This window comes from Pseudomonas sp. DC3200b2, from assembly GCF_049895785.1.
Lineage (GTDB): Bacteria > Pseudomonadota > Gammaproteobacteria > Pseudomonadales > Pseudomonadaceae > Aquipseudomonas > Aquipseudomonas massiliensis.
The window spans coordinates 17,889-42,186 of sequence record NZ_JAFCTA010000004.1 but is presented as its reverse complement, the minus strand read 5'-3'; the positions used below and the strand labels follow the sequence as shown (position 1 = coordinate 42,186).

Genomic DNA, 24,298 nt, shown 5'->3' with positions numbered 1-24,298 from the left:
GGCCACGCTTATTTACGGGAAAAATGAACGACCAGGCGATCGCCGATGCTTTGAAGGATCTGCACCAGCACCAAAAGCAGGATGACAGTGACTATCATCACATCCGTCTGGAAGCGCTGGTAACCGAAGCGGATGGCCAGGTCGCCCAAGCCGCCGGCACCGACTACGCCCGCCATCGCGGTATAGGACACCAGAGTGATCGCCGTTACGGTAATGGCCGCGAAAATCCCCGGCCGGGCTTCGGGCAGCAACGCATTGAGGATTATCTGGCGGGTAGTGGCGCCCATGGCCTGGGTCGCCTCGATGATGCCTCGATCCACTTCGCGCAGGGCAGTTTCCACCAGCCGCGCGAAGAATGGCGTAGCCCCTACCACCAGGGGAGGGATGGCCCCGGCTACGCCAAGCGAGGTGCCAGTGATCAGCACCGTGAAGGGGATCATGACGATCAGCAGGATGATGAACGGCAGCGAGCGCAGTACGTTCACCAGGAACGATAGCAGGGCATAGACCCGACGCTCCTCGAAAAGCTGCCGGGGCCCGCAGAGGAAGAGCAGCACGCCCAATGGCAGGCCCAGGATGACGGTGAACAGCAGCGAGCCGCCCAGCATCAAAAGGGTATCGACCGTGGCCAGCCAGATTTCGGTCCAGTCCACATTGGCGAAGAAATCCATCAGCGCAGTACCTCCATATGAACGTCGGCTTCAGCGAAGCGGGCGAAGGCCGCCTCCAGATCCCCGCCGGTCACGGCCAGGGTGAGCTGGCCATAAGGGGTATCCTTGATACGGTCGATGCGCCCGGCCAGGATGCTGTAGTCCACTCCGGTTTCGCGGGCCACGGTTCCCAGCAGGGGGGCATAGGTGGCTTCACCCTGGAAGGTCAGGCGCAGGATGCGCCCGGGCACATGGGCGAAGTCGTCGCGCTGTTCGTTTTCATCCACGTGCTCGTCTTCCTGCACGAAGCGCTTCGTGGTGGGGTGCGTGGGGTGCAGGAACACATCCGCGACAGGGCCCTGTTCCACGATCCGCCCGGCATCCATCACCGCTACCTGGTCGCATACCCGGCGGATCACGTCCATCTCATGGGTGATCAGTACAATGGTCAGGTTCAGCTCGCGGTTGATCTCGGCCAGCAAGCGCAGCACCGACGCCGTGGTTTGGGGGTCGAGCGCGCTGGTGGCTTCGTCGCACAGCAGGATCTTCGGCTGGGTCGCCAGCGCGCGGGCGATACCCACCCGTTGCTTCTGCCCGCCGGACAGCTGTGCGGGATACTTGCGGGCGTGCTCGCTCAAGCCGACCCGTGCCAGCAGGCCCTGGACGCGGGTGTCGATATCCTTGGAGGACAACTCCCCGGCCAGGCGCAGGGGCAGGGCCACATTGTCGGCCACGGTCTTGGAGGCCAGCAGGTTGAAATGCTGGAAGATCATGCCGACCTGCTGGCGCAACTGGCGCAGGCGATCGGCGCCATAAGCGGTTACATCCTCATCATCGATGAAGATGGCGCCGCCACTGGGTTGCTCCAGGCGATTGATCAGGCGCAACAGAGTGCTTTTGCCGGCGCCGGAGTGGCCAATGAGGCCGAAGACCTGGCCGGAAGGGATGACGAGCCGGGTAGGATGCAGCGCGGGAATGTCCCGCCCGGCTACCCGGTAGGTCTTGTGGACGTCTTGAAACTCGATCACGGGTCACCTGCGTGCCGCGCGCCGGGTGGGCGCATTGGGGCGGTTAGCCAAAACCGCGCATTTTAACCTGAGCGTGGCTCGGCTTGAGAATTTCTTTCGAGGACGCACCGAGGCGTACTGTCGCGGCTTGAGATTGATCAGAAGAAGCCTGGCGCAGCGAAGCCGTTATCCAGGGCGGTTGCGCCGTAAGCCCGCCCTGGAGTCGCGCTCAGGGCTTGGCGGGGCTCAGGATCACGATCGCCGGTTGCTTGCGCTCGATACGATGGGTGAGCTTCCATTCCAGCCCGGGCGCGCGGCGCATGACGCGCTTGCGCAACAGGGCTTCAAGCCACGGAATATCGGCCTGACGAGGCGCCTGTACCACGACATCGCACCGGTAATTGACAATGTCGCTGGTGAGGTCGTCCAGTTGAGCCCACAGCTGACGTTGATCCTGGGTTGCCAGGATCACCGGCGTACTGTTGGCGGTAGGGTCGATCAACCGTGCGATCGGCTTGGCTTCAGCGGCCTTGAGCGCCGCTTCGGCCTTTTCCAGTTCAGCCTTGCGGGCCTGGGCGATAGCGCCATTGACGCCACCCGTGAGCGCAGGCGCCTGAGGCATCAGGGCGCGGGCACGAGCCAGGGCGGTCGCGGCCGCGTTCACGTCACCCTTCTGCAATACGATCTGGCTGCGTTTGAGATAAGCCTCGGCGAGCTGGCGCTGAGCGGTCTCCAGCTGGGGATCATCCGGGGTTTGCGCTTGCAGGGCGGCAAGTTGATCCTCGGCCGTGGCCAGTTCATTGCTGTCAATGCTCTGTCGCAGCACTTCCAGGGCCGAGGGTGGTGGCGCCGACGCAGGCACGGGTGGCGCGCTCTGACAACCGGCAAGCACCAGGGAACAGGCTACGATCAGCAGACAACGAGACGTCAAAAGCTTCATTGCGCCACTCTCTTTATGGGCAAAATCGAGCAAGTCTACACGCCGGATGCCCACCGGAAAAAGCCCCCTGCCTTCATGCCCGCCGCGGCAAGGTGTAACTGACAAGGAACAATGCTGCGGCACTGACCACGATGGACGGTCCGGCCGGCGTATCCTTGAACCAGGACATCGCCAGCCCCGCCAGTACCGCCAGGACGCCCAGCAGGCTGGCTCCCAGCGCCATGTGCTCAGGTGACCTGGCATGGCGTTGCGCGGCCGCAGCCGGAATGATCAGTAGCGAAGTGATCAGCAGCACCCCGACGATTTTCATCGCCACGGCTATCACGATAGCGATCAGCAGCATCAGGGCCAGACGCAGCCCCGCCACGGGCAAGCCTTCCACCCGAGCCAGCTCCTCGTGCACCGTAATGGCAATCAGGGGGCGCCAGAGCAGGCTCAGCAAGACCAGTACCAGCGCGCTGCCGCCCAGTATCCAGCCCAGGTCCGCCGGACTCATGGCCAGCAGGTCGCCGAACAGATAGCTCATCAGGTCGATGCGCACGTCACGCATGAAACTTAGCGCCACCAGCCCCAGAGACAGGGTGCTCGGCGCCAGGATGCCCAGCAGCGTGTCCGAAGCCAGGGGCTGGCGTTGCTGCAAGGTGACCAGCACGACCGCCAGGATCAAGCAGCCGAGCGTAACGGCCAAGGTAGGGCTGATGTCTAGTGCCAGGGCGAGGGCTACGCCCAAGAGCGCGGCATGGGACAGCGTATCGCCAAAATAGGCCATGCGCCGCCAGACCACGAAGGCACCCAGAGGGCCGGCGACAATGGCAAGCGCCAAGCCAGCCGCCAGGGCGTAAAGAAGAAAGTCAGCCATGATTGCAATGGGCTCCATGTGCCTGGGGCTGGCCGCCAATGACCTCTCCATGCAGGGTATGGGCATGGTCGTGATGATGGTGGTACACCGCCAGGCCTGGCGCGTAGTCGCCGAAGAGCTCGATGAAGGCTGGGTCGCCGCTGACCTGTTCCGGATGACCGGAGCAGCACACATGACGGTTCAGGCAGACCACCTGGTCGGTGGTGCTCATCACCAGGTGCAGGTCGTGGGACACCATCAGTACCCCGCAGCCATGGCGATCGCGCAGGCGCGTGATCAGCCGGTACAGCTCTACCTGGCCGGCGACATCCACCCCCTGGACAGGCTCGTCCAGTACCAACAACTGCGGCTCACGCAGCAATGCCCTGGCCAGCAACACACGCTGCAGCTCGCCACCGGAAACGCTTTGTACCGGCTTGTCGATGACCTGGGCCGCTCCTACCTCGGTCAGCGCGGCCTCGGCCCGGGCGCGGTTCACGCCTGGCAGCAGGCGCAGGAAGCGCACGACCGAAAGTGGCAAGGTGGGCTCGACCTGAAGCTTCTGTGGCATGTACCCCACCCGCAGCCGAGGCTGACGCCAGACCGAGCCGCTGTCTGGCTGCAACAGGCCAAGCACCGCCCGTACCAGGGTCGTCTTGCCCGCCCCGTTCGGGCCGATCAGGGTTACGATTTCGCCTGCGCTTACCTGGAGATCCACGCGGTCCAGCGTGGCCTGACCGTCGAAAGCGACGCTGACCTGCTCCAGGCGCAGCAACGGCTCGCTCATGGGGCCGCTGCCTTGCAATTGCTGCATAGGCCGACGACTTCGACCGTTTGGGTTTCAACGCTGAAACCGACCGTGCTGGCGCCTTCGTTGATCGCCTGGGTGATGCCGGACTGTTCCAGTTCCACAGCGATATGGCATGTCCGGCAGATCAGGAACTGTCCCTGGTGCGCATGCTCGGGATGAACGCAGCCCATGAACGCGTTGAGCGACGCGATGCGGTGGACCAGACCATTGTCGAGCAGGAAATCCAGAGCGCGGTAAACCGTGGGCGGCGCGGCGCGGCGGCCGTCCTGCTCGCTCAGCACAGCGAGAATGTCGTACGCGCCAAGCGGCTTATGGCTCTGCCACACCAGTTCAAGCACGCGACGGCGCAGCGCGGTCAGGCGCAGCCCCTTCTGCTGGCAGAGGGTGTCGGCTTCGGTCAGCGCCGAATGAACGCAATGGGAGTGGTCATGGGGACGGTGGGCCAGCGGCGTAGTGAACATGAGCGGGACGCATCGGTTGAGAGACGTTATTATGTTACTCCTTTTCAGCCGCTCTGGGGTGCCTGCCGTGTCTCGGCTTTTCGTATGGATGATTTGTAGCGGCCTGGGCCTGGCCTTCAGTCCGTTGGCCAATGCCCAGCTTTCAGTGCTGACCAGCATCAAGCCGGTTCAGTTGATCGCCGCCGCGGTGCAGGACGGCCTGGGCAAGCCAGACGTACTGCTGCCACCAGGGGCGTCCCCTCACCATTACGCGTTGCGCCCATCCGATGTACGCCAGGTCGGCTCGGCCGACCTGGTGTACTGGATCGGGCCGGACATGGAAGCCTTCCTCGCCAAGGCCCTGACGGCCCGCAAGCAGCCGAGCGTGGCCCTGCAGACCCTGCCAGGCCTGCATTTGCGTCATTTTGGCGAGGAAGGTGATGCGCATGCGGATGATCATGGCGGCCAAGGCCACGCGGACGACCATGGTGATGAGCACGACGAGCATGACCACGATCATCGTCCAGGCTCACTGGACGCCCACCTCTGGCTCGACCCGGCCAACGCTTCGGTGATCGCGGAAAAAATGGCGGCGGATTTCGCCCAGGCCGACCCGGCCAATGCCGCCCGGTACCAGCAGAACCTGGCAAGCTTCAAGCAACGTCTGGCCACGCTGGATGGCGAACTTCGTCAACGTTTGGCAGGCGTGGCTGGCAAACCGTTCTTCGTGTTCCATGAGGGCTTCGATTATTTCGAACAGGCTTATGGCCTGAAGCACGCTGGGGTGTTCAGCGTGGCGGCGGAGGTACAGCCTGGGGCGGCGCATGTGGCAGAGATGCGGGCTCGCTTGAGCGGGGCCGGCAAAAGCTGCGTGTTCAGCGAGCCCCCCGCGCGGCCGCGGCTGGCCGAAACCTTGACTGCCGGGCTGCCGGTGCGCCTGGCGGAACTCGACCCGCTTGGGGCGGCGGAAATAGCCGACGCGCGAGGCTATGAACAGTTGCTGCGACGTTTGGCCGACAACCTGGCGGATTGTCTGGAAGCCCTATGATGCTTCGTTGAGCCGGGCTCCAGGCCCGGCTGGCGAAATCATTCAGTAAGCGGCAGGGCTACGGTCGCCACCTGGCGCTGGGACAGCCGTTGCTCGAATTCGGCCGGATCGTGAATGAGAACATCCCGCCCCGCGAAGGACTGCGCCGCGATCAGTCGCGACAGCCAGAAGCGGACGCAGGCGATGCGCAATAGCACCGGCCACAGTTCGGCTTCGGCGCGGGTAAAGGGTCGCAGCCTCCCATACCCGGTGAGCAAGGCCATGGCCAGTGTCGGCTGCAGGGTCCCGTCAGGTGCCGAACACCAGTCGTTCAGGCTGATGGCCACGTCGTACAGCATGGGCCCCGCGCTGGCGTTGTAGAAGTCGATGACGCCGGTCAGCCGGGTGCCTTCGAACATGGCGTTGTCGCGGAAAAGATCCCCGTGCACGTTGGCCATGGGTAATGCCAGGATGGCTTCGCGCTGCTCGCGAATTTCCTGTAGCGCCAGGTTGAGCAAGGTTGCGGCCGAGGTTTCCATGCCATGGACCAGGCGTTCTCCCTCGCGCAGCATCCAGGTCATGCCGCGATCGGTGCGCCTATGCAGGATGCGATCGCGCGTGGCCAGATGCAGCCGCGCCAGGAGCGCTCCCAGCTCGCTGCAGTGCTCGGCGCTGGGCGTGCTGATGTGCTTACCGGCCAGTCGAGGCTGGAGCAAGGCAGGTTTACCGGCAAGTTCGCGCAGTGCCACGCCATCGGTACCCGGGATGGCGAAGGGTACCGGTAGCTGCGCCTGATGGAGTACCTCCAGCAGCTCGACGAAAAACGGCAGGTCCTGGGCCGGCCCCCGCTCCACCAGGGTCAGCACATATTCGCCCTTCTCCAGGCTGACGAAGAAATTGCTGTTTTCGGTACCTGCGGCTATGCCTTGGAAGTCACGCAGCCGGCCCAGGTCGTAGGCTTGGAGAAAGGTTTCCAGTTGTGGGCGCGACAGCGGGGTAAAGACGGACATGGTCGTTCAGGGCCTGAAGCGGCGCCAGCTAGCCAGCGCCTGGTTGAAATTAGCCGCGCGAGTCTACCACTTGAAGATTTCCCATTGGGGAATGAGCATGTCGGGCTGATCCGAACGGATGAAGTTCGGACTGGTACCGTCGGCGCGCACCAGGAAGTAAGGCTTGCCGTGCTTGGGAGTGACTTTCACGGCATAGAGGAATCCGTTCTGGCGATATTCCTGAATCATCTTGTCGCCTTCCTGGCGGATGGTCACGTCCGGGTCCGCGGAGGGGGCATCGTCCGCCGCCATTACCGCCAGCGGAGCGGCAAGCAGGATCGAAGCGAGCATCAGGCGTTTGAGCGAGCGCATGGTAACCTTGTCCCTTTGTGGTCGGCTGAGCCGCCATAGTAACGCCGGCCTCGCGCCACTTGAAATGTATCTGCGCATCGGCGAGCCGTATTGAACACCGGCTCCAATTGCCTATCTACAAGCGGTAGGCCTGGAGGTGGGCCCACGCCTGCGATGCTACCGCGCGCCCCGGCTCCGCGCAGACCCCTACGTCCAAAAGGTTGATCCTGCTTATGACCCAAGCGCCCCTCGTTCTGGTAGACGGTTCTTCCTACCTGTACCGCGCCTTCCATGCCCTGCCCCCGCTGACCACGTCCAAGGGGCTGCCCACCGGGGCGGTGAAAGGGGTGCTCAACATGCTGCGCAGCCTGCGACGGCAATACCCGGACAGCCCCTTCGCCGTGGTCTTCGATGCCAAGGGCGGCACGTTCCGCGATGAGCTGTTCGCCGAGTACAAGGCCAACCGCCCCAAGATGCCCGATGACCTACGGGTGCAAGTGGAGCCACTGCACGCCTCGGTGCGCGCCAGCGGCTATCCGCTGCTCTGTGTCGACGGGGTGGAGGCGGACGACGTGATCGGCACCCTTGCGCGCATCAGCGCCGCTCAAGGCCGGGATGTCGTCATCTCCACCGGTGACAAGGACATGGCTCAACTGGTGAACCAGCACATCACCCTGGTCAACACCATGACCGGCACTGTGCTGGACATCCCCGGCGTACGTGAAAAGTTCGGCGTGGGGCCAGAGCACATCATCGACTACCTGGCCCTGATGGGTGACAAGGTGGACAACATCCCCGGCGTGCCTGGCGTAGGTGAAAAAACGGCCCAAGGCCTGCTGCTGGGTATTGGCGGCGGCCTGGCCGAGCTCTACGAGAACCTGGACAAGGTCCCGGCGCTGCCCATCCGAGGCGCCAAGTCGTTGCCGGCCAAGCTTGAAGAGCATCGCCAGATGGCGTTTCTTTCGTACGAGCTGGCGACCATCAAGACCGACGTGGTGCTGGACGTTGCTATCGAAGACCTCATGTGCGGCGAGCCGGATCGGGAAATGCTCGCGGCGCTGTACTCCGAACTGGAGTTCAAGGGCTGGCTCGAAGAGCTCAAGCGCGAGGCCCCGGCTGTGGAGGGCGTGCCGCCGGAAGCTCCGCCAGCGCCTGCCGCCGAAGTGAAATACGAAACCATCCTTGAACAGGTCGACTTCGAACGCTGGCTGGAGAAGCTGGCAAAGGCGCCGTTGTTCTCGTTCGACACCGAAACCACAGGGCTGGATGCGCAGATTGCGGAACTCGTGGGGCTGTCGTTCGCCGTAGCGCCTCACGAGGCTGCTTATATCCCCCTCACTCATTCGTACATGGGCGTGCCTCGCCAGCTCGACAGGGATCAGGTATTGCGTGCGCTCAAGCCCTTGCTGGAAGACCCGGCCAAGCCCAAGGTGGCCCAGCATGGCAAGTACGACATCAACATACTGGCCAACTGTGCCATCGGCGGTGACCTGGACGAAGGCATTCAAGTCCGCGGGCTGGCCTATGACACGATGCTGGAGTCCTATGTGCTGGATTCCACCGCCACACGTCATGACATGGACAGCCTGGCGGCCAAATATCTGGGGCACCAGACGATCCTGTTCACCGACGTAGCCGGCAAGGGAGCCAAGCAGTTGACCTTCGATCAGGTGCCACTGGAGCTGGCCGGCCCCTATGCGGCCGAGGATGCCGATGTCACCTTGCGCCTGCACCAGACCCTGGCGCCCCGCCTGGCAGCCATACCAAGCGTCGAGCGTGTGCTGCGGGAAATCGAAATGCCGCTGGTGCCCGTGCTCGCCCGGATGGAGCGAAACGGCGCCCTGGTGGATGCGGCGCTCCTTGCGGTGCAGAGCGCGGAATTGGGCGAGAAGCTGATGGCCCTTGAACAAGAGGCCTATGCCATTGCCGGAGAAACCTTCAACCTGGGCTCGCCCAAGCAATTGGGTGTGATCCTGTACGAAAAGCTAGGCATGCCGGTGATCAGCAAGACTGCCAAGGGCCAGGCCTCTACGGCCGAGGCCGTATTGGCGGAACTGGCCGAGCAGGACTATCCCCTGCCCAAGGTCCTGATGCAATACCGTACCCTGAGCAAGCTCAAGAGCACCTATACCGATAAGCTGCCCGAACAGATCAACCCTCGTACCGGGCGTATTCATACCTCGTACCAGCAGGCGGTAGCAGCTACCGGCCGCTTGTCTTCCAGCGACCCGAACCTGCAGAACATTCCGATCCGTACCGCGGAGGGTCGGCGCATTCGCCAGGCATTCATCCCCGCGCCTGGCTACAAGCTACTGGCGGCGGACTACTCGCAGATCGAGTTGCGCATCATGGCGCACCTGGCACAGGATGCCGGCCTGCTGCATGCCTTCCAGAATGACCTGGACGTGCACCGGGCAACGGCAGCCGAAGTGTTCGGTGTGGCGTTGGAAGCGGTGACCCATGACCAGCGGCGCAGCGCCAAGGCGATCAACTTCGGATTGATCTACGGGATGAGCGCGTTCGGCCTGGCCAAGCAGATCGGGGTAGATCGCAAGCAGGCCCAGGATTACATCGACCGCTACTTCACCCGATACCCGGGTGTCCTGGGCTACATGGAGCGCACGCGCGCCCAGGCGGCGGAAAAGGGCTATGTGGAAACGCTTTTCGGCCGCCGGCTGCATGTGCCCGATATCAACGCGAAGAACCCTGCCCTGCGTCGTGGCGCCGAGCGGGCCGCCATCAACGCCCCGATGCAAGGGACGGCCGCGGATATTGTCAAGCTTGCCATGATCGCAGTGCATGGATGGCTTGAGAGCAGCGGCCTGGATGCGCGGATGATCCTCCAGGTTCACGACGAACTGGTGCTGGAAGTGCGTGAGGATCTGGTCGAGCAGGTGCGTGAGCAGATCCAGCCACACATGGCCGGAGCTGCCAGCCTGGCAGTGCCGCTGCTGGTGGAAGTCGGTGCAGGCAACAACTGGGACGAGGCGCACTGACCCGCAGCCATTGAGTTTATGAAACCTCATCGTTATTGCGATTAATTTGCAACAGTGAGGAACTAAACCTGTGAATCGGCGCTCAGAGCATCTGAATGGCTGCGAAGCCCTTCGATGCTCCTATGTTGTGTTAAGTGTTGGCAGATATCCGGCCCGCCATAGGCGGCACCGGTACTTGAACCCCGAACTTCGCCCTCCCCATATGAAGTTTGGGGTTTTTTTTGCCTGAACCCGTTCGCAGAAGGCTTGGCCTCAGAGCGCTTCGCCCTGCTCTGGCTCAGGCATCAGCCCCAACCAGCCGGCAAGTACTTCATAGGCTTCGTCCAGGCCGCTGCGCTTGGGGGCGGAGAACAGCTGGATGCTCACCGAGGGGCCCCAGCCCTTGCGAATCTCGGACTGCACCTTCAGCAAGGTGTTCTTCGCGGCGCCATAGGTCAGTTTGTCAGCCTTGGTCAGCAGGATATGCATGGGCATGCCGCTGGCCACGGACCAGTCCAGCATCATGTTGTCGAAGTCGGTCATGGGATGGCGAACGTCCATGAGCAGAATGATGCCCTTGAGGCTTTCGCGGCTGCCCAGGTAGGCCTCCAGATGCTTTTGCCAATGCTGCTTGAGCGGGATGGGTACCTTCGCATACCCGTAGCCGGGCAGGTCGACCAGGCGGCGACTGTCATCCAGGCGGAAGAAATTGAGCAGCTGGGTACGACCAGGGGTTTTGGAGGTACGGGCCAGGCTGGCGTGGGTCAGGGTATTGAGCGCGCTGGATTTACCGGCATTGGAGCGGCCGGCGAAGGCGATTTCATAACCAGCGTCGGGCGGACACTGGTCCACTTTCGCGGCACTGAGCATGAAGGAAGCTTGCTGGCAAAGGCCAAGCACGGGGTTCTTGAACGACATGAGAATCCTGGACAATCGAGACGCCTTTGGCGTAATGGTCGGCAGTATATCGCCTTGGGTAATGGACTGTCGTTGCCACGCGGCAGGCCTCTGGTTACAACCTTCAACGCTTTGTTACTTGCCATGACCGCTCGAGCCATGTATTCAAGGCCATCCTTTCATGCCCAGGAGTTAAGCATGCGTAATCTGTTCATCGGCGCGGTATTGGCGCTGGCCAGCCTGTTCGGCGTTGCCGCCCACGCGGATGACACCCAGGGCGGCAAGCCGTACACCGTCCTGGAAAGCCCCGTGCCTGTGGCCCAGCCCGGCAAGATCGAAGTGGTGGAGCTGTTCTGGTATGGCTGCCCGCACTGCTATGCCTTCGAGCCGACCATCAACCCCTGGGTCGAAAAGCTTCCCGCCGATGTTCATTTCGTCCGCATTCCGGCCATGTTCGGCGGCATCTGGGACGTACACGGCCAGATGTTCGTGACCCTGGAGGCCATGGGCGTGGAACACAAGGTCCATACCGCCGTGTTCGATGCCATCCACAAGCAACACAAGATGTTCAAGACCCCCGAGGAAATGGCGGACTTCGTCGCTGCCCTTGGCGTGGACAAGACCAAGTTCCTGGAAACCTACAATTCCTTCGCGGTGAAGGGCCAGGTCGCCAAGTACAAGAAACTTGCGGCGGACTACGGCGCCACCGGCGTGCCCACCATGATCGTGAACGGCAAGTATCGCTTCGATCTCGGTTCGTCGGGCGGCCCTGAAGAAACCCTCAAAGTGGCCGATACACTGATCGAGAAAGAGCGAGCGGCCAAGGGCGCCGGCCAATAAATCCCACCGCTCGGCTTTCCACGTACCCTCGGCCCCGAGGGTACGCCTGATCTGATCCTGACCTTGCGCGCCGGCCTCGTTTGCCCATGACCGATGAAGCTCAGCGCTGGAAAGAAAAATACCTCAAGAGCATCGAAGACCAGGAAAAGCTGGAGCGCCGCTGGAACGCTCGGCTCGACCTGCTCCGTCTCGGCCTGGTGCGTAGCACCCTTGCCGCCGAGGGCTCGGACAAGGCGGTAGACCAGTGCATGAAGGAAATGCGTGAGGTAGTGCGCAGCGACAATATGGACGCTGCCCTGGCTCAGCTGATCCCTCGCCTGGAGCGTACCGTGCTCGATTCCGAGCAACGCCGTGAAGCCCGGATGGCGCAGGTCGCTACCGCCCTCAATACCCTTGTGGACCAATTGCAGACCTTGCCGCTATCACGGGAAACCGCCAAACCCCTGAAGAAATTCGCCCATGGTCTGGAAAAGCGCATAGGACAATCGCGCGAGCTTCCCCTGTTGCTGAGCGAACTGAGCGCGTTGCAAGGCGCCGCGCTGACTTCCCTGGGCCCGGTAGCCAATCCTGCCAGGCCTGGCCTGCTAGAGCGCTTGTTCGGGCATCGGGACGAGCCGAGCATCGAACCTGAGGCGTTTCTGACCGTCGCGCCCGTGGCAAAAGCCGAAACCGAAACCGAAACCGAAACGGAGTCGGCAATGTTACCTGCCGACTCGCCCACGGTAGCCGACGCGCCTGCCGCGGACTCAACGGAACCGGCGGCGCGAGTCGAGGTGCCGTTGCATCCTCAGCCCGACCCGCTCACCGCGCAAGTGCCCCCGGAGATTGAGCTCGCGCCTGTCACTGCCTCGCTGGATACCATCGTCGTCGAGCCCTTGATGGCATCCTCTACGATCGACTCTGCTGCCGAAGAGGATCCGGAACCTGAACCGTCGGAAGTCGACGCGTCCAGCCCGACGGTGGAAACCGAACCAGCGGTCACCCCGCATGTGCTTGTCGAGGCTGCGCCCGAATCCTGCCCGAAGGTCGCGCTGATGCCCGCCGCGCTGGATATCCTGCCGTTGCCGCTGAGCCTGGCCGAAGCGCTGAGCGCGGACCCCGAGGCGCAGGCCGAAGGCTATAGCCTGGCGGCGCATGCCGAGCCTACCTACAGCTCGGTGGCCACCCATATTGAAAGTACTTTGTTGAAAATGCTGGATGATCTGGTGCTTCCGCAGAAGCTGTTGGAAAAAGCAGATTCCATGCGAGAGCGGCTTGACCATGGCCTTAACTGGTATGAGCTGTTGCCTCTATTGGACGACCTGGCGGCCATGGTGTTGGCCATCAGTGACAATGGGCAGCAGGAGCTACAGCGCTACCTCGAGCAGATCAATGAACGGCTGGCGTGGTTCCATGGCCAGCTCCAGGTAGCCAGCCTGGACCATGCTGAAAGCCAGGACCAGGCGCGCCAGTTCGACACGGAACTGCGCGAGCAGGTAGGTGGGCTGCATGAAAGCGTGGCCGCCACTGCCGATGCCGATGGCCTCAAACGCTTGCTGGAGTCGCGCCTCGATGGCTTGCTGGGCTCGGTGGATGAGCATCGCCGCAGGCGCGAGGCCCGTGAGCAGGAAGTTGCCGAGCGTATGCGTGGGCTGTCCGAGCGTGTGGCGAACATGGAGCGGGAGGCCGAAACCCATCGCAACGTGCTGGAGGAGCAACGGCAGAAGGCGCTGTTGGACCCACTCACCGGCCTGTCCAACCGCGCCGGCTTGAGCGAGCGCCTCGAGGCGCTTGCTGGTAGGCTTCCGGAGGACGATACGCCAGTCCAGCTGGCGATCATGGACCTGGATCATTTCAAGTCGATCAATGACGGCTACGGCCACCTGGCGGGCGACCGTGTGCTGAAGATCGTGGCCGATCAGCTGCGCCGACAACTGCGTGAGGGTGATTTCTTGGCCCGCTTCGGCGGTGAAGAGTTCGTGGCGCTGTTTCCTGGCGCCACCCCGGAAGTCGCCAGCCAACTGCTGGAAAAGATGCGCCAGGTCATCGAGGCCTGTCCCTTCCACTTCAAGGGCATGCGGATCGTGGTCACGGTGTCGGTGGGCACTACGGCCGTCAAGCCACGGGAGTCCACGGAAACAGCCCTCAAACGCGCGGATCAGGCCCTGTATCGGGCCAAGGACAGCGGGCGAAACCGTATCGAGCGAGCCTGAGCCGCCACTGTGGCGGAGTTATGTAAACTGACACCCTGTTTTCTGCCTTGCGATGATCATGAAACTGCGAAACCTCGCCGGACTGGCCATAGCGTTGTGGTTGAGCGGCTGCGCCAGTGGGCTGCGCCTGGATACCAGCCATCCTTCAGCCAACTATGACAGCCGTGTGCAGTTCGTAGTCCTGCACTACACGGCTGCCCCTCTGGACCGCTCCCTTGCCCTGCTTACCCATGGGCAAGTCAGTGCGCATTACCTGATAGGAGATGGACCGGCCACCATTTACCGGCTGGCCGATGAGCGATACCGCACCTGGCATGCCGGTGAAAGCGAATGGGACAGCCGCACCTGGCTGAACTCATCCTCCATTGGGATTGAAATCGTCAACCCCGGCTACATAGACACGCCCACCGGCCGCGAGTGGTATCCCTACAGCGAAGCCCAGGTTCAGGCAGTGCTGGCACTGCTACGCGACATCCGTACCCGCTATCGCCTGGAGCCGCGCTACGTCGTCGGTCATAGCGATATCGCCCCCTTGCGCAAGCTGGACCCCGGCCCGCTGTTTCCTTGGCAGCGATTGGCCAAGGAAGGCTTCGGCCTTTGGCCGGACGCAAGGGCTGTCAGCCGTGCCAAGGTCCATTTCGAGATGAGCCCGCCCAGCATGGCCTGGTATCAGGAGCAACTGGCGAAAATAGGCTATGGAGTAAGCCGCAGCGGGGTTTTGGACGTGACTACCCGCCATGTGCTGGCCGCGTTCCAGATGCATTACCGGCCGAGTCGCTTCGATGGCGCGCCGGATGCCGAGACCGCCGCGATTCTGCAGGTACTGGCCGGCATGATCTGACGGCCACAGGCGTCGCCTAGACCGGCAGCGCCATATAGAACTGCGTGCCTTGCCCCGGACGGGAATACACGCCCATGCGTCCGCCGTGGAGTTGCACGATCTCCTTGCACAGGGCCAGGCCCAGGCCGGCGCCGCCCTTCTTGCGACCTACCTGCACGAAGGGTTCGAAGATGCGGCCTTGCTGGCCATAGGGGATACCCTCGCCGCTGTCCTCGACGCTGATGATTACCCTTTCGGCGTGGCGCCGGGCCTGTAGTCGAATATGACCATTGCTGGGGGTGTGCCGCAGAGCGTTGTCGATCAGATTGTCGAGTACCCGGTCCAGCTGAGCTTCATCGGCATGCAGCCGAGGCAGGTTCTCTGCGTGCTCAAGGGCCAATGTTATGCCCTGAGCGACCGCGGCGTCGCTGAAGCGATCCTTGGCGCGGCTGAGCAAGTCATCGACCACGCAAGGCCCCAGGGTCAGCTTCTGCAGTCCGCTCTGGTAGCGAGAAAAGTTGAGCAGGTCGTTGATCAGCTGCATCAATCGCTGCATTTCTTCATTGACGGTTTTCAGCAAGTCGGCTTCACGTGAATTGGCTTCGAACCGTACCCGTTCCTGGAGCAAGCCAAAGGCCATGTGCATACCGGTGACCGGAGTGCGCAGTTCATGGGAAGCCCGCAGTACGAACTCGCTGCGTACACGTTCGAACGCGCGTTGCTCGGTGACGTCATGCAACACCATGACCGCGCCCAGGATATCGCCCTGAACGTGGCTGACCGGGGTCAGGCTGTAGGACAGCAAACGGGTTTCCCCGTCCACTTCGAACTCCAGGTCATCCGGCGCCCGCTCAAGAGAGCCGCCGCGCAGCACGGTCTGTAGCTGAACATCCAGATCAGGCTGGTCCAGGGCGGTTCCCAGGCTCAGGCCCTTGCGATCACTGTCCCACCCCAGCTGTCGTTGCGCCACTGGGTTGAGGTGTTCCAGCAAACCCTGGCGGTCGATCATCAGGAGGCCGTCATCGATGCTGTCCAGCACTGCCTGCATCCGTTGCTGGCCGGCGATCAACTCGTTGACGTTGGTCGCCTGATGATTGCGCAACGCATCGGCCATGGTTGCGAAGCGCTGGCTCAGGCGGTTCATTTCGGGGCTGGCCGAAATCGGTAGAGTCACGTCATAGCGGCCATGGCTGATGTCATCGGCGGCGAGGGCCAGCGCCTCGATCGGTTCACCGAAGCGGCGAGCGATCCGGTGCGCCGTGATGAAGCCGACGCACAGGATGGCGACGCCTACCAGACCCAGCAATGCTGAGATCCACATGGCATGATCATGGGCGACCTGCTGATTGGCGCTGATGGCAATCAAGGACTGCTTGTGGCCCGCGATCAGGTCGTTGCGCACCTTGTTGAAGGCTTCGCTCAATCGGTTATCGGCGCGTGGATCCGCCCCGGTTAAGACTATTTCGCGAAAACGTTCGGCGAACCCTTGGTAGTCCTGCGCGATGCGTTCGAACTGCTCGGCTTGTTGTGGGGGAGCTTTCGCCTGCGCCTGGGTCAGCGCGGCCTCGAATTGCACCCGCGATGCTTCGAAGCGCTCGAGGGCAGGCTTTTCCGCCCACGCCATCGCCAGCTGATCGCCGAGCAGCTGACGCAGGTTCAGGCCGCTTTCCAATACATGAAAACTTCCCTGGAGCAGCCCCTGCTGGCTGGCCGCCATCTGCGTAACACTGACCAGTCCCAGCACCAAACCCAGCAAGGCGACCGTCATCAACGCCGATATGCTGAGAAAGAGTCGAGTGCGTAACTTCATCCAGGGCATCACAGGTTGTATTGCTTGCGTTTACGGTAAAGCGTGGACGCGTCTATGCCTAATGTCCTGGCGGCCTGGTCGAGGGTATCGCTGTTGGCCAGCACGGCCCCGATATGTGCCTTTTCCAATTCATCGAGACTTAGGGCAGCTCCAACGCGGGGAGCGTTATTGACCGGCTGCTCGGCCATTCCCAGGTGGCTGACTTCGACGCGTTCCTGCGGACAGATGATGCTGGCTCGCTCGATCACGTTGCGCAGCTCACGAATGTTGCCAGGCCAGCGATAGTTGAGCAGTGCTGAACGCGCCTCCTCGCTGAACGTGCGCGCCGGGCGCGCGTACTCCTTGACAAAGCGGGCCAGGAAACGGTCGGCTAGGGTGAGGATGTCCTCGCTGCGCTCGCGCAAGGGCGGCAGGTGCAGGGTAATGACGTTAAGACGGTAAAGCAGGTCTTCACGGAAGCGCCCTTCCTTGACCATGTCTTCAAGGTTCAGGTTGGTCGCCGCCAGGATGCGCACATCGGCGCGGCGGGTGACCGGATCGCCCACGCGTTCATATTCCTTGTCCTGAATGAAGCGCAACAGCTTGGGCTGCAACGCCAGCGGAAAGTCACCTATCTCGTCCAGGAACAGCGTACCGCCGTCAGCCTGGTTGACCCGCCCCAGGGTGCTCTCGCTGGCGCCAGTGAAGGCGCCACGACTATGGCCGAACAGCTCGCTCTCCATCAGGTCGGCGGACAGCGACGGGCAGTTGATGGTGACACAGGCCTTCTTGGCGCGCTTGCTCCAACCATGGATAGCCCGCGCCAGCTCCCCCTTGCCGGTACCGGATTCACCCAGGATGAGAATGTTGGCGTCCGTATTGGCGACCTGACGTGCCGTTTCCAGCACAACCATCATGGCCGGGCTGTGGGAATCAAGCCCGTCCTTGGGCTTGCGGATCTGGCCTTCCAGCGCTTCGAGCCGCTGGGACAATTGACGCACTTCCAACTGCTTGGCCGTGGCCAGGCGAAGCTGATCCGGGCTGCAAGGCTTGACCAGGTAATCGGCCGCGCCCGCCTGGATGGCATCCACAGCCGTATCCACGGCCGAGTGGGCGGTAACGATCACTACGCGCATCCAGGGGGCCTGGGTACGCATCTGGGCAAGCACGTCCAGACCGTTGTCCTCGCCCAGGCGCAAGTCCAGGAAGCAGAGGTCGAATACCTGGCGCTGCAGCAAGGTTTCAGCCTGGGCCGCGCTGATGGCGGTGGCGACGCTGTAGCCTTCGTCTTCGAGGCAATAGCGGAAGGTGCGAAGAATGGCCGCTTCATCATCAACCAGAAGGATACGGCCTTGATGATCCGCACCAGATTCCATGTTCCTACGCTCCTAAATTAAAGATCTTCTCTTAGTCCGAGAATTATCGGTCAAGTTGCAAGGTCAATTCTGAACGATTTCACCCTTTGCCGGGTAGCGCTGGCTGCGTTGCCCTTCGGTTCGATCCGCCTGGGAGACCTCATGACGCAAAACCGCTTAGCTGCCAGGGCACCGTTAGTCAGCGCCCTGGCCAGCCTGCTCATGCTTTGTAGCGCTACGTCGGCCTGGGCCGACACCCGCCAGGATGCCTGGAACGAGGGCGCGGCCAGCACGGCCATCAGCCTGAACAGTCGCCTGGCCAACGACAAGATACAGGTCAAGGTCAGTGATGGACGCCTCAGCCTGACCGGCGAGGTAGAGGGTGAAGAGGACAAAGCCTTGGCCGAGCGCCTGGCCCAGGCCGTTGCCAGGGGGACTTCCGTGGATAATCGGCTGGTTGTCAGCCCGGCTCTTGGAGAGCGGCCACCGGTCAAATCGCCTCGGCTGATCGAGCTCGATGACCTGACACTGGCGACTACTCTTGAGGCGCGTTTGCATTGGAGCGTGGATACCGCCTCCTCGGCCATTCACGTAAAAGTCGAGGGTAGCGTGGTCACCCTTACGGGTCAGGCAGCGACCGCCGAAGCTAAAACCTGGGCCGGGAGCCTGGCGGAGCATACTACCGGGGTGATCGTGGTGAATAACCTGGTCAGCCTGCGAGCGGCGGATACGAGCACGACCATGGCCGAGAAACAGGCGGCGGTTACCGAGGCCGGGATAAGCGATGCCTGGATCGGAAGTAAGCTAGCCAGCAGCTATCAGTACGAGCGGGGCCTGGATGCATTGCGGATCGATATCAAGGTAAGCGAAGGCATCGTCCGCCTGAGTGGTGAAGTCGACAGTCAGGCCGAGGAGGACCGGGCAGCGGACCTTGCCCGACATCTACGGGGCGTTAGGGGTGTAGATACCGACCTTTTGAAGGTTGCCATGACCACGTCACGATAGTATTTAATTGCCATCATGCAATTCGCCCGAGACGAAGCGGGACATCGTGCAGCTTGCGCGTGTTCCCTTTGTTATTTTCGGCCGCAAACCCCTGTAATTTAAGGTTTTTCCTACGTAAGCGAAGCTGGCACGACCTCTGCAATATCTCCTAACAAACGCATCCCACTGTGATGCCGATCGAATTTGGAGGGGTCATCATGAAACAGTCAGGTCAACGCTCTGCTTCGGTCTCGCCTACTTCCGGCCATACCCTTCGCCAGACCCTGTTCGCTTCCCTGGCCCTGATGCTCACCCTGCTAGGCGCCCAGCAATATCATTATTGGAACCAGCCGGCCGAGCCGTTGATCCATACCTTGCACTCGATGCAAGCACCTGCTCTCAGTGCGGTGAGCGCATCCGGCAGCCAGGCCGTTGGCCTGCAGCCAGTGGAGCAAAGCGACCAGTATCAACGCCCCGCCGAAGCACATTGGGTGTTTTGACGCGGCGCTACGGATTACAACCTAGAGGAGATTCACCATGCTGAGTTGGGCTATCACGTTCCTGATCATCGCTATCATCGCCGCTGTACTGGGCTTCGGTGGCATCGCCGGCACCGCCGCAGGTATCGCCAAGATACTGTTCGTTATTTTCCTGGTGCTGTTCGTGGTGTCCTTCTTCTTCGGCCGCCGTGGGCGCCCGTGACATGAAAGGCTGGTTGCGTGGTATAGCTCTGGTTGCCACAGCCGCCGCTACCAACGCTTGGGCGGATAACGATGGCCAGGAGCGAGCCAGTAACCTCATTGCAACAGACACGCAGTACCGTCATGCCTGGCAAGAAGCCGTGCGGAAAGAAGAACGCCTTCCCGACTGGGTCTTGAACTTGTCCGGAGCTTCTTCGCCGATGACCGCCGTCATGGAAGACGGCGAAAAGTATTTGGTTGGGCCAGTATGCGAGCGCGCTGACGAATGCCTGCACAACCGCGTACTGGTGGCGTTCAGCTGGGACAAGGCCAAGGCCTACGCGCTATGGGTGAAGGTCCCCACGGCACTGCCCGAGGACAAGACGCCATCCAGGCACGCTGATTATCGCTGGCTGGGCAGCCCCGACGAGGGTGTCCAGGCCATGCTGAGCGAGCGGCTCAAGAGCGAACCTGGCTGGTATTGAGGTTCCTCGGCGATCACTGCAGTACCTGTACAGCCTGAAGAGGGCTGCTACATGACCAAGGGGCCGGGATGCTCTGGTGGTAGTTTCGCCGGAGTGACCTAGGAGTACAGGGAGTGCTTCCCATCGGGGCCGGGTCAGGTAATAAGCCTCATTGCACGCCGGGCGATCACGCCCCACGCGCAATGGGGCTTTTTCATGCCCATTTGTCACCACCTGTCTTTTCGCAAGAATGTTCAGCGGCGTTCGGAAAGCCGAACGGCAGGGGCAACGCGTTCGAAATACGTAATGTCCGAGCCCTTGAGTACCGAGTCAATATTGCTGAAGTCTTGTTCGGTATTCCGAATTTGGTAAGAAAAGGTTCTTTTCGCCTACAATGTACGCTCTTTTCCATGCCGATCCGGCATGGGCTAGCCGGTTATGGCATTAGACGGCAAGTGGCCATATCTGAATAGTTCGCTCCTTTTGCTGGCAGAAGGTCTGACCCCAGGCCAGCGCCCCATCGGTATGTCAATCGACATGGCCTCGATGAACCTGACAAGAAGAGTTGATAATGACAAAGCCAAAACTCAGCCTGGCGTGGCAAATTCTCATTGGCTTGGTGCTCGGTATTGCCCTGGGTGCCACCCTGAACCATTTCAGCGCCGAAAAGGCCTGGTGGATCAGTAACGTACTGCAACCCGCGGGTGACATCTTTATCCGGTTGATCAAGATGATCGTCATCCCTATTGTCATTTCTTCGCTGATCGTCGGTATCGCGGGTGTGGGCGATGCCAAGAAGCTCGGTCGCATTGGCTTGAAAACCATCATCTATTTCGAGGTTGTCACCACCATTGCGATCCTGGTCGGCCTGCTACTGGCGAATCTGGTTCATCCCGGCAGTGGTATCGACATGAGTACCCTGGGAACAGTGGACATTTCTCAGTACCAGAAAACCACGGCCGAAGTGCAACATGACCACGCCCTGGTGGCCACCCTCTTGAATCTGATTCCCTCGAACATCTTCGCGGCAGTGGTGCGTGGTGAAATGCTGCCGATCATTTTCTTCTCGGTGATCTTCGGGCTCGGACTTTCCAGCCTCGCGCCGGAAACTCGAGAGCCGCTGGTACGTACCTTCCAGGGCATCTCTGAAACCATGTTCCGCGTGACGCACATGATCATGAACTACGCCCCCATCGGCGTATTCGCCTTGATCGCCGTGACCGTTGCCAACTTCGGCTTCGCCTCGTTGCTGCCCCTGGCTAAGCTGGTCGTGCTGGTATATGTCGCCATCCTGTTCTTCGCCCTGGGCGTGCTGGGGCTGATTGCCCGGCTGTTCGGTTTTTCCGTGCTCAAGCTCATTCGCATCTTCAAGGATGAGCTTATCCTGGCGTACTCCACCGCCAGTTCGGAAACCGTGCTGCCTCGCGTCATCGAGAAGATGGAGGCCTACGGCGCGCCGAAAGCCATCAGCAGTTTCGTAGTGCCTACCGGCTACTCCTTCAACCTGGATGGCTCTACCCTGTATCAAAGCATCGCGGCGCTATTCATCGCGCAGTTGTACGGGATCGACATGAGCATCGGTCAACAGATCCTGCTGGTGCTGACCTTGATGGTCACCTCCAAAGGAATTGCAGGCGTGCCGGGGGTATCCTTCGTGGTATTGCTGGCGACCCTGGGCAGTGTCGGCATCCCGTTGGAAGGCCTGGCCTTCATCGCTGGTGTGGATCGCATCATGGACATGGCCCGCACAGCCCTGAACGTGATCGGCAATGCCTTGGCAGTGTTGGTAATTTCCCGTTGGGAAGGCATGTACGATGACGCCAAGGGCGCCCGCTATTGGAGCTCCCTGCCCCATTGGCGCAGCCGGGAGGCGGCGCTGACCTCGGCCCGGCGCAGCGAGGCCTGAGCCTGCTACAGCCTGGCCGGGCCCATAGCCTGCCCGCTCGCGGCCGACTATCATGCCCCCTTCGCTGAAGGGGGTATGCAATGCTCAACGGCCTATGGCTCGGCTTTTTCCTGGTAGCGGCGGTAGCTGCCCTGGCGCAATGGCTGGTGGCAGGCAACGCCGCAGTATTCGCCAGCATGGTGGAGGCCATCTTCGCCATGGCCAAGCTGTCGGTCGATGTGATGGTGCTACTGTTCGGCACCCTCACTCTCTGGCTGGGTTTCCTCAAGATCGCTGAAAAAGCCGGCATCGTCGATGCCCTGGCTCGCCTGCTTGGTCCGCTGTTCGCGCGGCTGATGCCCGAGGTGCCGCGCGGGCACCCTGCCCTTGGCCTGATCACCATGAATTTCGCGGCCAACGCTCTTGGCCTGGACAATGCCGCCACACCTATCGGCCTGAAGGCGATGCGTGCGCTGCAGGAGCTGAACCCCCGCCCCGACGAGGCCAGCAATGCGCAGATCCTTTTCCTGGTACTCAACGCCTCATCACTGACCCTGCTGCCGGTCACCATTTTCATGTACCGCGCCCAGCAAGGCGCCCCGGACCCAACCATGGTGTTCCTGCCTATCCTGCTGGCCACCAGCGGCTCCACCCTGGCCGGGCTGCTGTCAGTCGCCCTGATGCAGCGCCTGCGCCTCTGGGACCCCGTAGTGCTGACTTATCTGTTGCCAGGGGCGCTGATACTGGGCAGCTTCATGGCATTCCTCGCCGGCCTGTCAGCCACGGCCGTGGCCAGCTTGTCCTCCTTGCTGGGCAACCTGACGCTGTTCGGCCTGATCATTGCCTTCGTCACGGTCGCGGCCCTGCGTCGGGTCGCTGTCTATGAAGCTTTCGTGGAGGGTGCCAAGGAAGGCTTCGACGTGGCCAAGGGCTTGCTGCCTTACCTGGTGGCGATGCTAGTGGCCGTTGGCGTGTTGCGTGCCTCGGGTGCCCTGGACCTGGCGCTCGAAGGAATCCGCCACGGAGTGCAGTGGCTGGGCCTGGATACCCGTTTCGTCGACGCGTTGCCCACGGCGTTGGTCAAGCCCTTCTCGGGCAGCGCGGCCCGAGCGATGCTGATCGAAACCATGCAGGCCAAGGGAGTCGACAGCTTCCCGGCACTAGTGGCGGCCACCATCCAGGGCAGCACGGAAACGACCTTCTACGTATTGGCCGTCTACTTTGGTGCTGTAGGCATCCAGCGAGCGCGCCATGCAGTGGGCTGTGCCCTGTTCGCCGAACTGGTGGGCGTACTCTGCGCCATTGCCGTGTGCTACTGGTTCTTTGCCTGACCGGCCGCGCCATCGTCGGTAATGGTGAAGCGCAGCGCGCCTATGATCTGGCCGTCTTCGGTTTCCACTCGTACCTTCCAGTGGCCGCTGGGGTCGGCCGGGAAGTTCTGCTTGCGCGTCCAGGCGCGGTAACCTTCCTTGCGCCCTCCATGGATATCCAGGGCGATGCGATCGACCTCGTTTCCGTCGAACTCCCAGACATGGAAGATGCGCTCTTCCAGTCCGCGCGGCGCATTGATCGCGGTGTAGGCATACACGCCGTTGCGTGCCTGGCCAACGGTCAGGGTATCCAGGCTCTGCCCCGGAGTGCGGTTCTGATTGTCCAGGCTCAGGGTCACCGCATCTTCGGTCATCCACAGGGTTGCTGGCGGAACCCAGGTACGTAGCAGCCAGCCGGCGGCGCCGATTCCCAAGGTAAGGGCCACCAGCCCCAGGGCCCGGCGCCAATGGTGCAGGGGTACGCTGGTGGCGAGGCTGGGAAACGAGAGCAGCATTGCCACGCCAAGGGCGATCTTGAAGGTCTCGGCGGTGGTCAGGTGCAGAATGATCGGCATCGCCGTAAGCAAGGCGGCGAACAAGGTGAAGGTATGCATGGCCAGGAACAGCCAACGCCTGGGCGCGACCCAGCGGTAGTACAGCGGATCTGTGATCGATACCAGGCCGGCCAGTGCGAGCAGGCCAGTGAATACCAGCTGGCCGCTGTTCCAGGTGGTGGTCACGAAAAAGAACGGCAACACGAAGAACAGGCTTTCCTGGTGGATCATCTGCGTGGCGTAGCGCAGCAGCGGCTGTGGTATTTCGCGCTTGAAGAACCGGCTGAACAGACGGTTGAAGCTGTTTTCCAGCATCAGCCATACCCAGCTGACCAATAGCAGGATGGCGATCGGGCTCGCCAGCTTCGCTTGGCGGTCCACCAGCACGAAGCTGCCAATGCCTGAGCAGAAGCCGAAGGCGGCGACAATGCCGGGGTAACGCTTGATCAGTTCGATGATTCTGGTGACGAAAGGAGGCAATGACTTCATGAGCGGGGCAC

Annotated in this window: 23 protein-coding genes; 11 read left to right on the top strand and 12 right to left on the bottom strand. The window is 61.9% G+C overall.

The annotated features are described in order from the left end of the window. Positions 1-8: 8 nt before the first annotated feature. The 6 genes from ACP691_RS12800 to ACP691_RS12775 form a co-directional block, all read right to left on the bottom strand. Positions 9-671, bottom strand: a complete 663-nt coding sequence (locus ACP691_RS12800; protein ID WP_040260474.1) for a methionine ABC transporter permease — start codon at positions 669-671, stop codon at positions 9-11. After that, the gene (locus ACP691_RS12795) at positions 671-1,678 is read right to left on the bottom strand and encodes a methionine ABC transporter ATP-binding protein (RefSeq protein ID WP_426151021.1); all 1,008 of its coding nucleotides are present in this window, start codon (positions 1,676-1,678) and stop codon (positions 671-673) included. The genes ACP691_RS12800 and ACP691_RS12795 overlap by 1 nt, the downstream gene beginning before the upstream one ends. Positions 1,679-1,886: 208 nt before the next feature. After that, positions 1,887-2,597, bottom strand: coding sequence for a PA5502 family lipoprotein (locus ACP691_RS12790; RefSeq protein ID WP_426151023.1), 711 nt, complete (start codon positions 2,595-2,597; stop codon positions 1,887-1,889). Between the two features lie 73 nt (positions 2,598-2,670). After that, a complete protein-coding gene (gene znuB, locus ACP691_RS12785; protein WP_426151025.1) occupies positions 2,671-3,456 on the bottom strand; it encodes a zinc ABC transporter permease subunit ZnuB in 786 nt (261 codons plus the stop codon). Next, a complete protein-coding gene (gene znuC, locus ACP691_RS12780) occupies positions 3,449-4,222 on the bottom strand; it encodes a zinc ABC transporter ATP-binding protein ZnuC (protein ID WP_426151027.1) in 774 nt (257 codons plus the stop codon). The genes znuB and znuC overlap by 8 nt, the downstream gene beginning before the upstream one ends. Continuing rightward, entirely contained in the window at positions 4,219-4,707 is a 489-nt protein-coding gene (locus ACP691_RS12775; protein WP_426151029.1) for a Fur family transcriptional regulator, read from the bottom strand. The genes znuC and ACP691_RS12775 overlap by 4 nt, the downstream gene beginning before the upstream one ends. 88 nt (positions 4,708-4,795) lie before the next feature. On the opposite strand from ACP691_RS12775, the gene znuA reads away from it, so the two are divergent. Continuing rightward, entirely contained in the window at positions 4,796-5,734 is a 939-nt protein-coding gene (gene znuA, locus ACP691_RS12770; RefSeq protein ID WP_426151138.1) for a zinc ABC transporter substrate-binding protein ZnuA, read from the top strand. Between the two features lie 38 nt (positions 5,735-5,772). Here the strand turns inward: znuA and ACP691_RS12765 are convergent, their stop codons facing one another. After that, on the bottom strand, positions 5,773-6,723 hold the full coding sequence (locus ACP691_RS12765; protein ID WP_426151031.1) for a homoserine kinase: 951 nt from the start codon (positions 6,721-6,723) through the stop codon (positions 5,773-5,775). A 63-nt stretch (positions 6,724-6,786) separates the two neighbouring features. Beyond that, positions 6,787-7,074: a DUF2782 domain-containing protein gene (locus ACP691_RS12760; protein ID WP_426151033.1), complete on the bottom strand. Its 288-nt coding sequence runs from the start codon at positions 7,072-7,074 to the stop codon at positions 6,787-6,789. A gap of 212 nt (positions 7,075-7,286) precedes the next feature. Between ACP691_RS12760 and polA the strand changes: the two genes are divergently transcribed. Then, positions 7,287-10,049, top strand: a complete 2,763-nt coding sequence (gene polA, locus ACP691_RS12755; protein ID WP_426151035.1) for a DNA polymerase I — start codon at positions 7,287-7,289, stop codon at positions 10,047-10,049. 252 nt (positions 10,050-10,301) lie between these two features. Here polA and yihA read toward each other — a convergent pair whose 3' ends face one another. Next, entirely contained in the window at positions 10,302-10,946 is a 645-nt protein-coding gene (yihA, locus tag ACP691_RS12750) for a ribosome biogenesis GTP-binding protein YihA/YsxC (RefSeq protein WP_426151037.1), read from the bottom strand. 177 nt (positions 10,947-11,123) lie between these two features. On the opposite strand from yihA, the gene ACP691_RS12745 reads away from it, so the two are divergent. The 3 genes from ACP691_RS12745 to ACP691_RS12735 all read left to right on the top strand — a co-directional run bounded on the left by ACP691_RS12745 (position 11,124) and on the right by ACP691_RS12735 (position 14,798). Continuing rightward, positions 11,124-11,765, top strand: coding sequence for a thiol:disulfide interchange protein DsbA/DsbL (locus tag ACP691_RS12745; protein WP_426151039.1), 642 nt, complete (start codon positions 11,124-11,126; stop codon positions 11,763-11,765). Between the two features lie 86 nt (positions 11,766-11,851). After that, entirely contained in the window at positions 11,852-13,957 is a 2,106-nt protein-coding gene (locus ACP691_RS12740) for a diguanylate cyclase (RefSeq protein WP_426151041.1), read from the top strand. A gap of 58 nt (positions 13,958-14,015) precedes the next feature. Then, positions 14,016-14,798, top strand: coding sequence for an N-acetylmuramoyl-L-alanine amidase (locus ACP691_RS12735; protein WP_426151043.1), 783 nt, complete (start codon positions 14,016-14,018; stop codon positions 14,796-14,798). A 16-nt stretch (positions 14,799-14,814) separates the two neighbouring features. On the opposite strand, the gene ACP691_RS12730 is transcribed toward ACP691_RS12735, so the two are convergent. Further along, positions 14,815-16,587, bottom strand: a complete 1,773-nt coding sequence (locus ACP691_RS12730) for an ATP-binding protein (protein WP_426151044.1) — start codon at positions 16,585-16,587, stop codon at positions 14,815-14,817. 8 nt (positions 16,588-16,595) lie between these two features. Next, complete coding sequence (gene algB / locus ACP691_RS12725) at positions 16,596-17,942, bottom strand: sigma-54-dependent response regulator transcription factor AlgB (protein ID WP_426151046.1); 1,347 nt, start codon at positions 17,940-17,942, stop codon at positions 16,596-16,598. Positions 17,943-18,083: 141 nt separating this feature from the next. Between algB and ACP691_RS12720 the strand changes: the two genes are divergently transcribed. The 6 genes from ACP691_RS12720 to ACP691_RS12695 all read left to right on the top strand — a co-directional run bounded on the left by ACP691_RS12720 (position 18,084) and on the right by ACP691_RS12695 (position 23,265). Further along, positions 18,084-18,926 (top strand): BON domain-containing protein, encoded by an 843-nt coding sequence (locus tag ACP691_RS12720; RefSeq protein ID WP_426151048.1) that lies wholly within the window; start codon positions 18,084-18,086, stop codon positions 18,924-18,926. 197 nt (positions 18,927-19,123) lie between these two features. Beyond that, entirely contained in the window at positions 19,124-19,405 is a 282-nt protein-coding gene (locus ACP691_RS12715; RefSeq protein WP_426151050.1) for a hypothetical protein, read from the top strand. A 37-nt stretch (positions 19,406-19,442) separates the two neighbouring features. After that, positions 19,443-19,607 (top strand): DUF1328 domain-containing protein, encoded by a 165-nt coding sequence (locus tag ACP691_RS12710; protein WP_040260491.1) that lies wholly within the window; start codon positions 19,443-19,445, stop codon positions 19,605-19,607. A gap of 1 nt (position 19,608) precedes the next feature. Continuing rightward, complete coding sequence (locus ACP691_RS12705) at positions 19,609-20,070, top strand: inhibitor of vertebrate lysozyme family protein (RefSeq protein ID WP_426151052.1); 462 nt, start codon at positions 19,609-19,611, stop codon at positions 20,068-20,070. Between the two features lie 550 nt (positions 20,071-20,620). Continuing rightward, on the top strand, positions 20,621-21,955 hold the full coding sequence (gene gltP / locus ACP691_RS12700; protein ID WP_426151054.1) for a glutamate/aspartate:proton symporter GltP: 1,335 nt from the start codon (positions 20,621-20,623) through the stop codon (positions 21,953-21,955). Between the two features lie 80 nt (positions 21,956-22,035). Continuing rightward, complete coding sequence (locus tag ACP691_RS12695; RefSeq protein WP_426151056.1) at positions 22,036-23,265, top strand: nucleoside recognition domain-containing protein; 1,230 nt, start codon at positions 22,036-22,038, stop codon at positions 23,263-23,265. On the opposite strand, the gene ACP691_RS12690 is transcribed toward ACP691_RS12695, so the two are convergent. Then, on the bottom strand, positions 23,247-24,287 hold the full coding sequence (locus ACP691_RS12690) for a DUF5924 family protein (protein WP_426151058.1): 1,041 nt from the start codon (positions 24,285-24,287) through the stop codon (positions 23,247-23,249). The two genes, ACP691_RS12695 and ACP691_RS12690, sit on opposite strands and share 19 nt — an antisense overlap. Between the last annotated feature and the right edge of the window lie 11 nt (positions 24,288-24,298).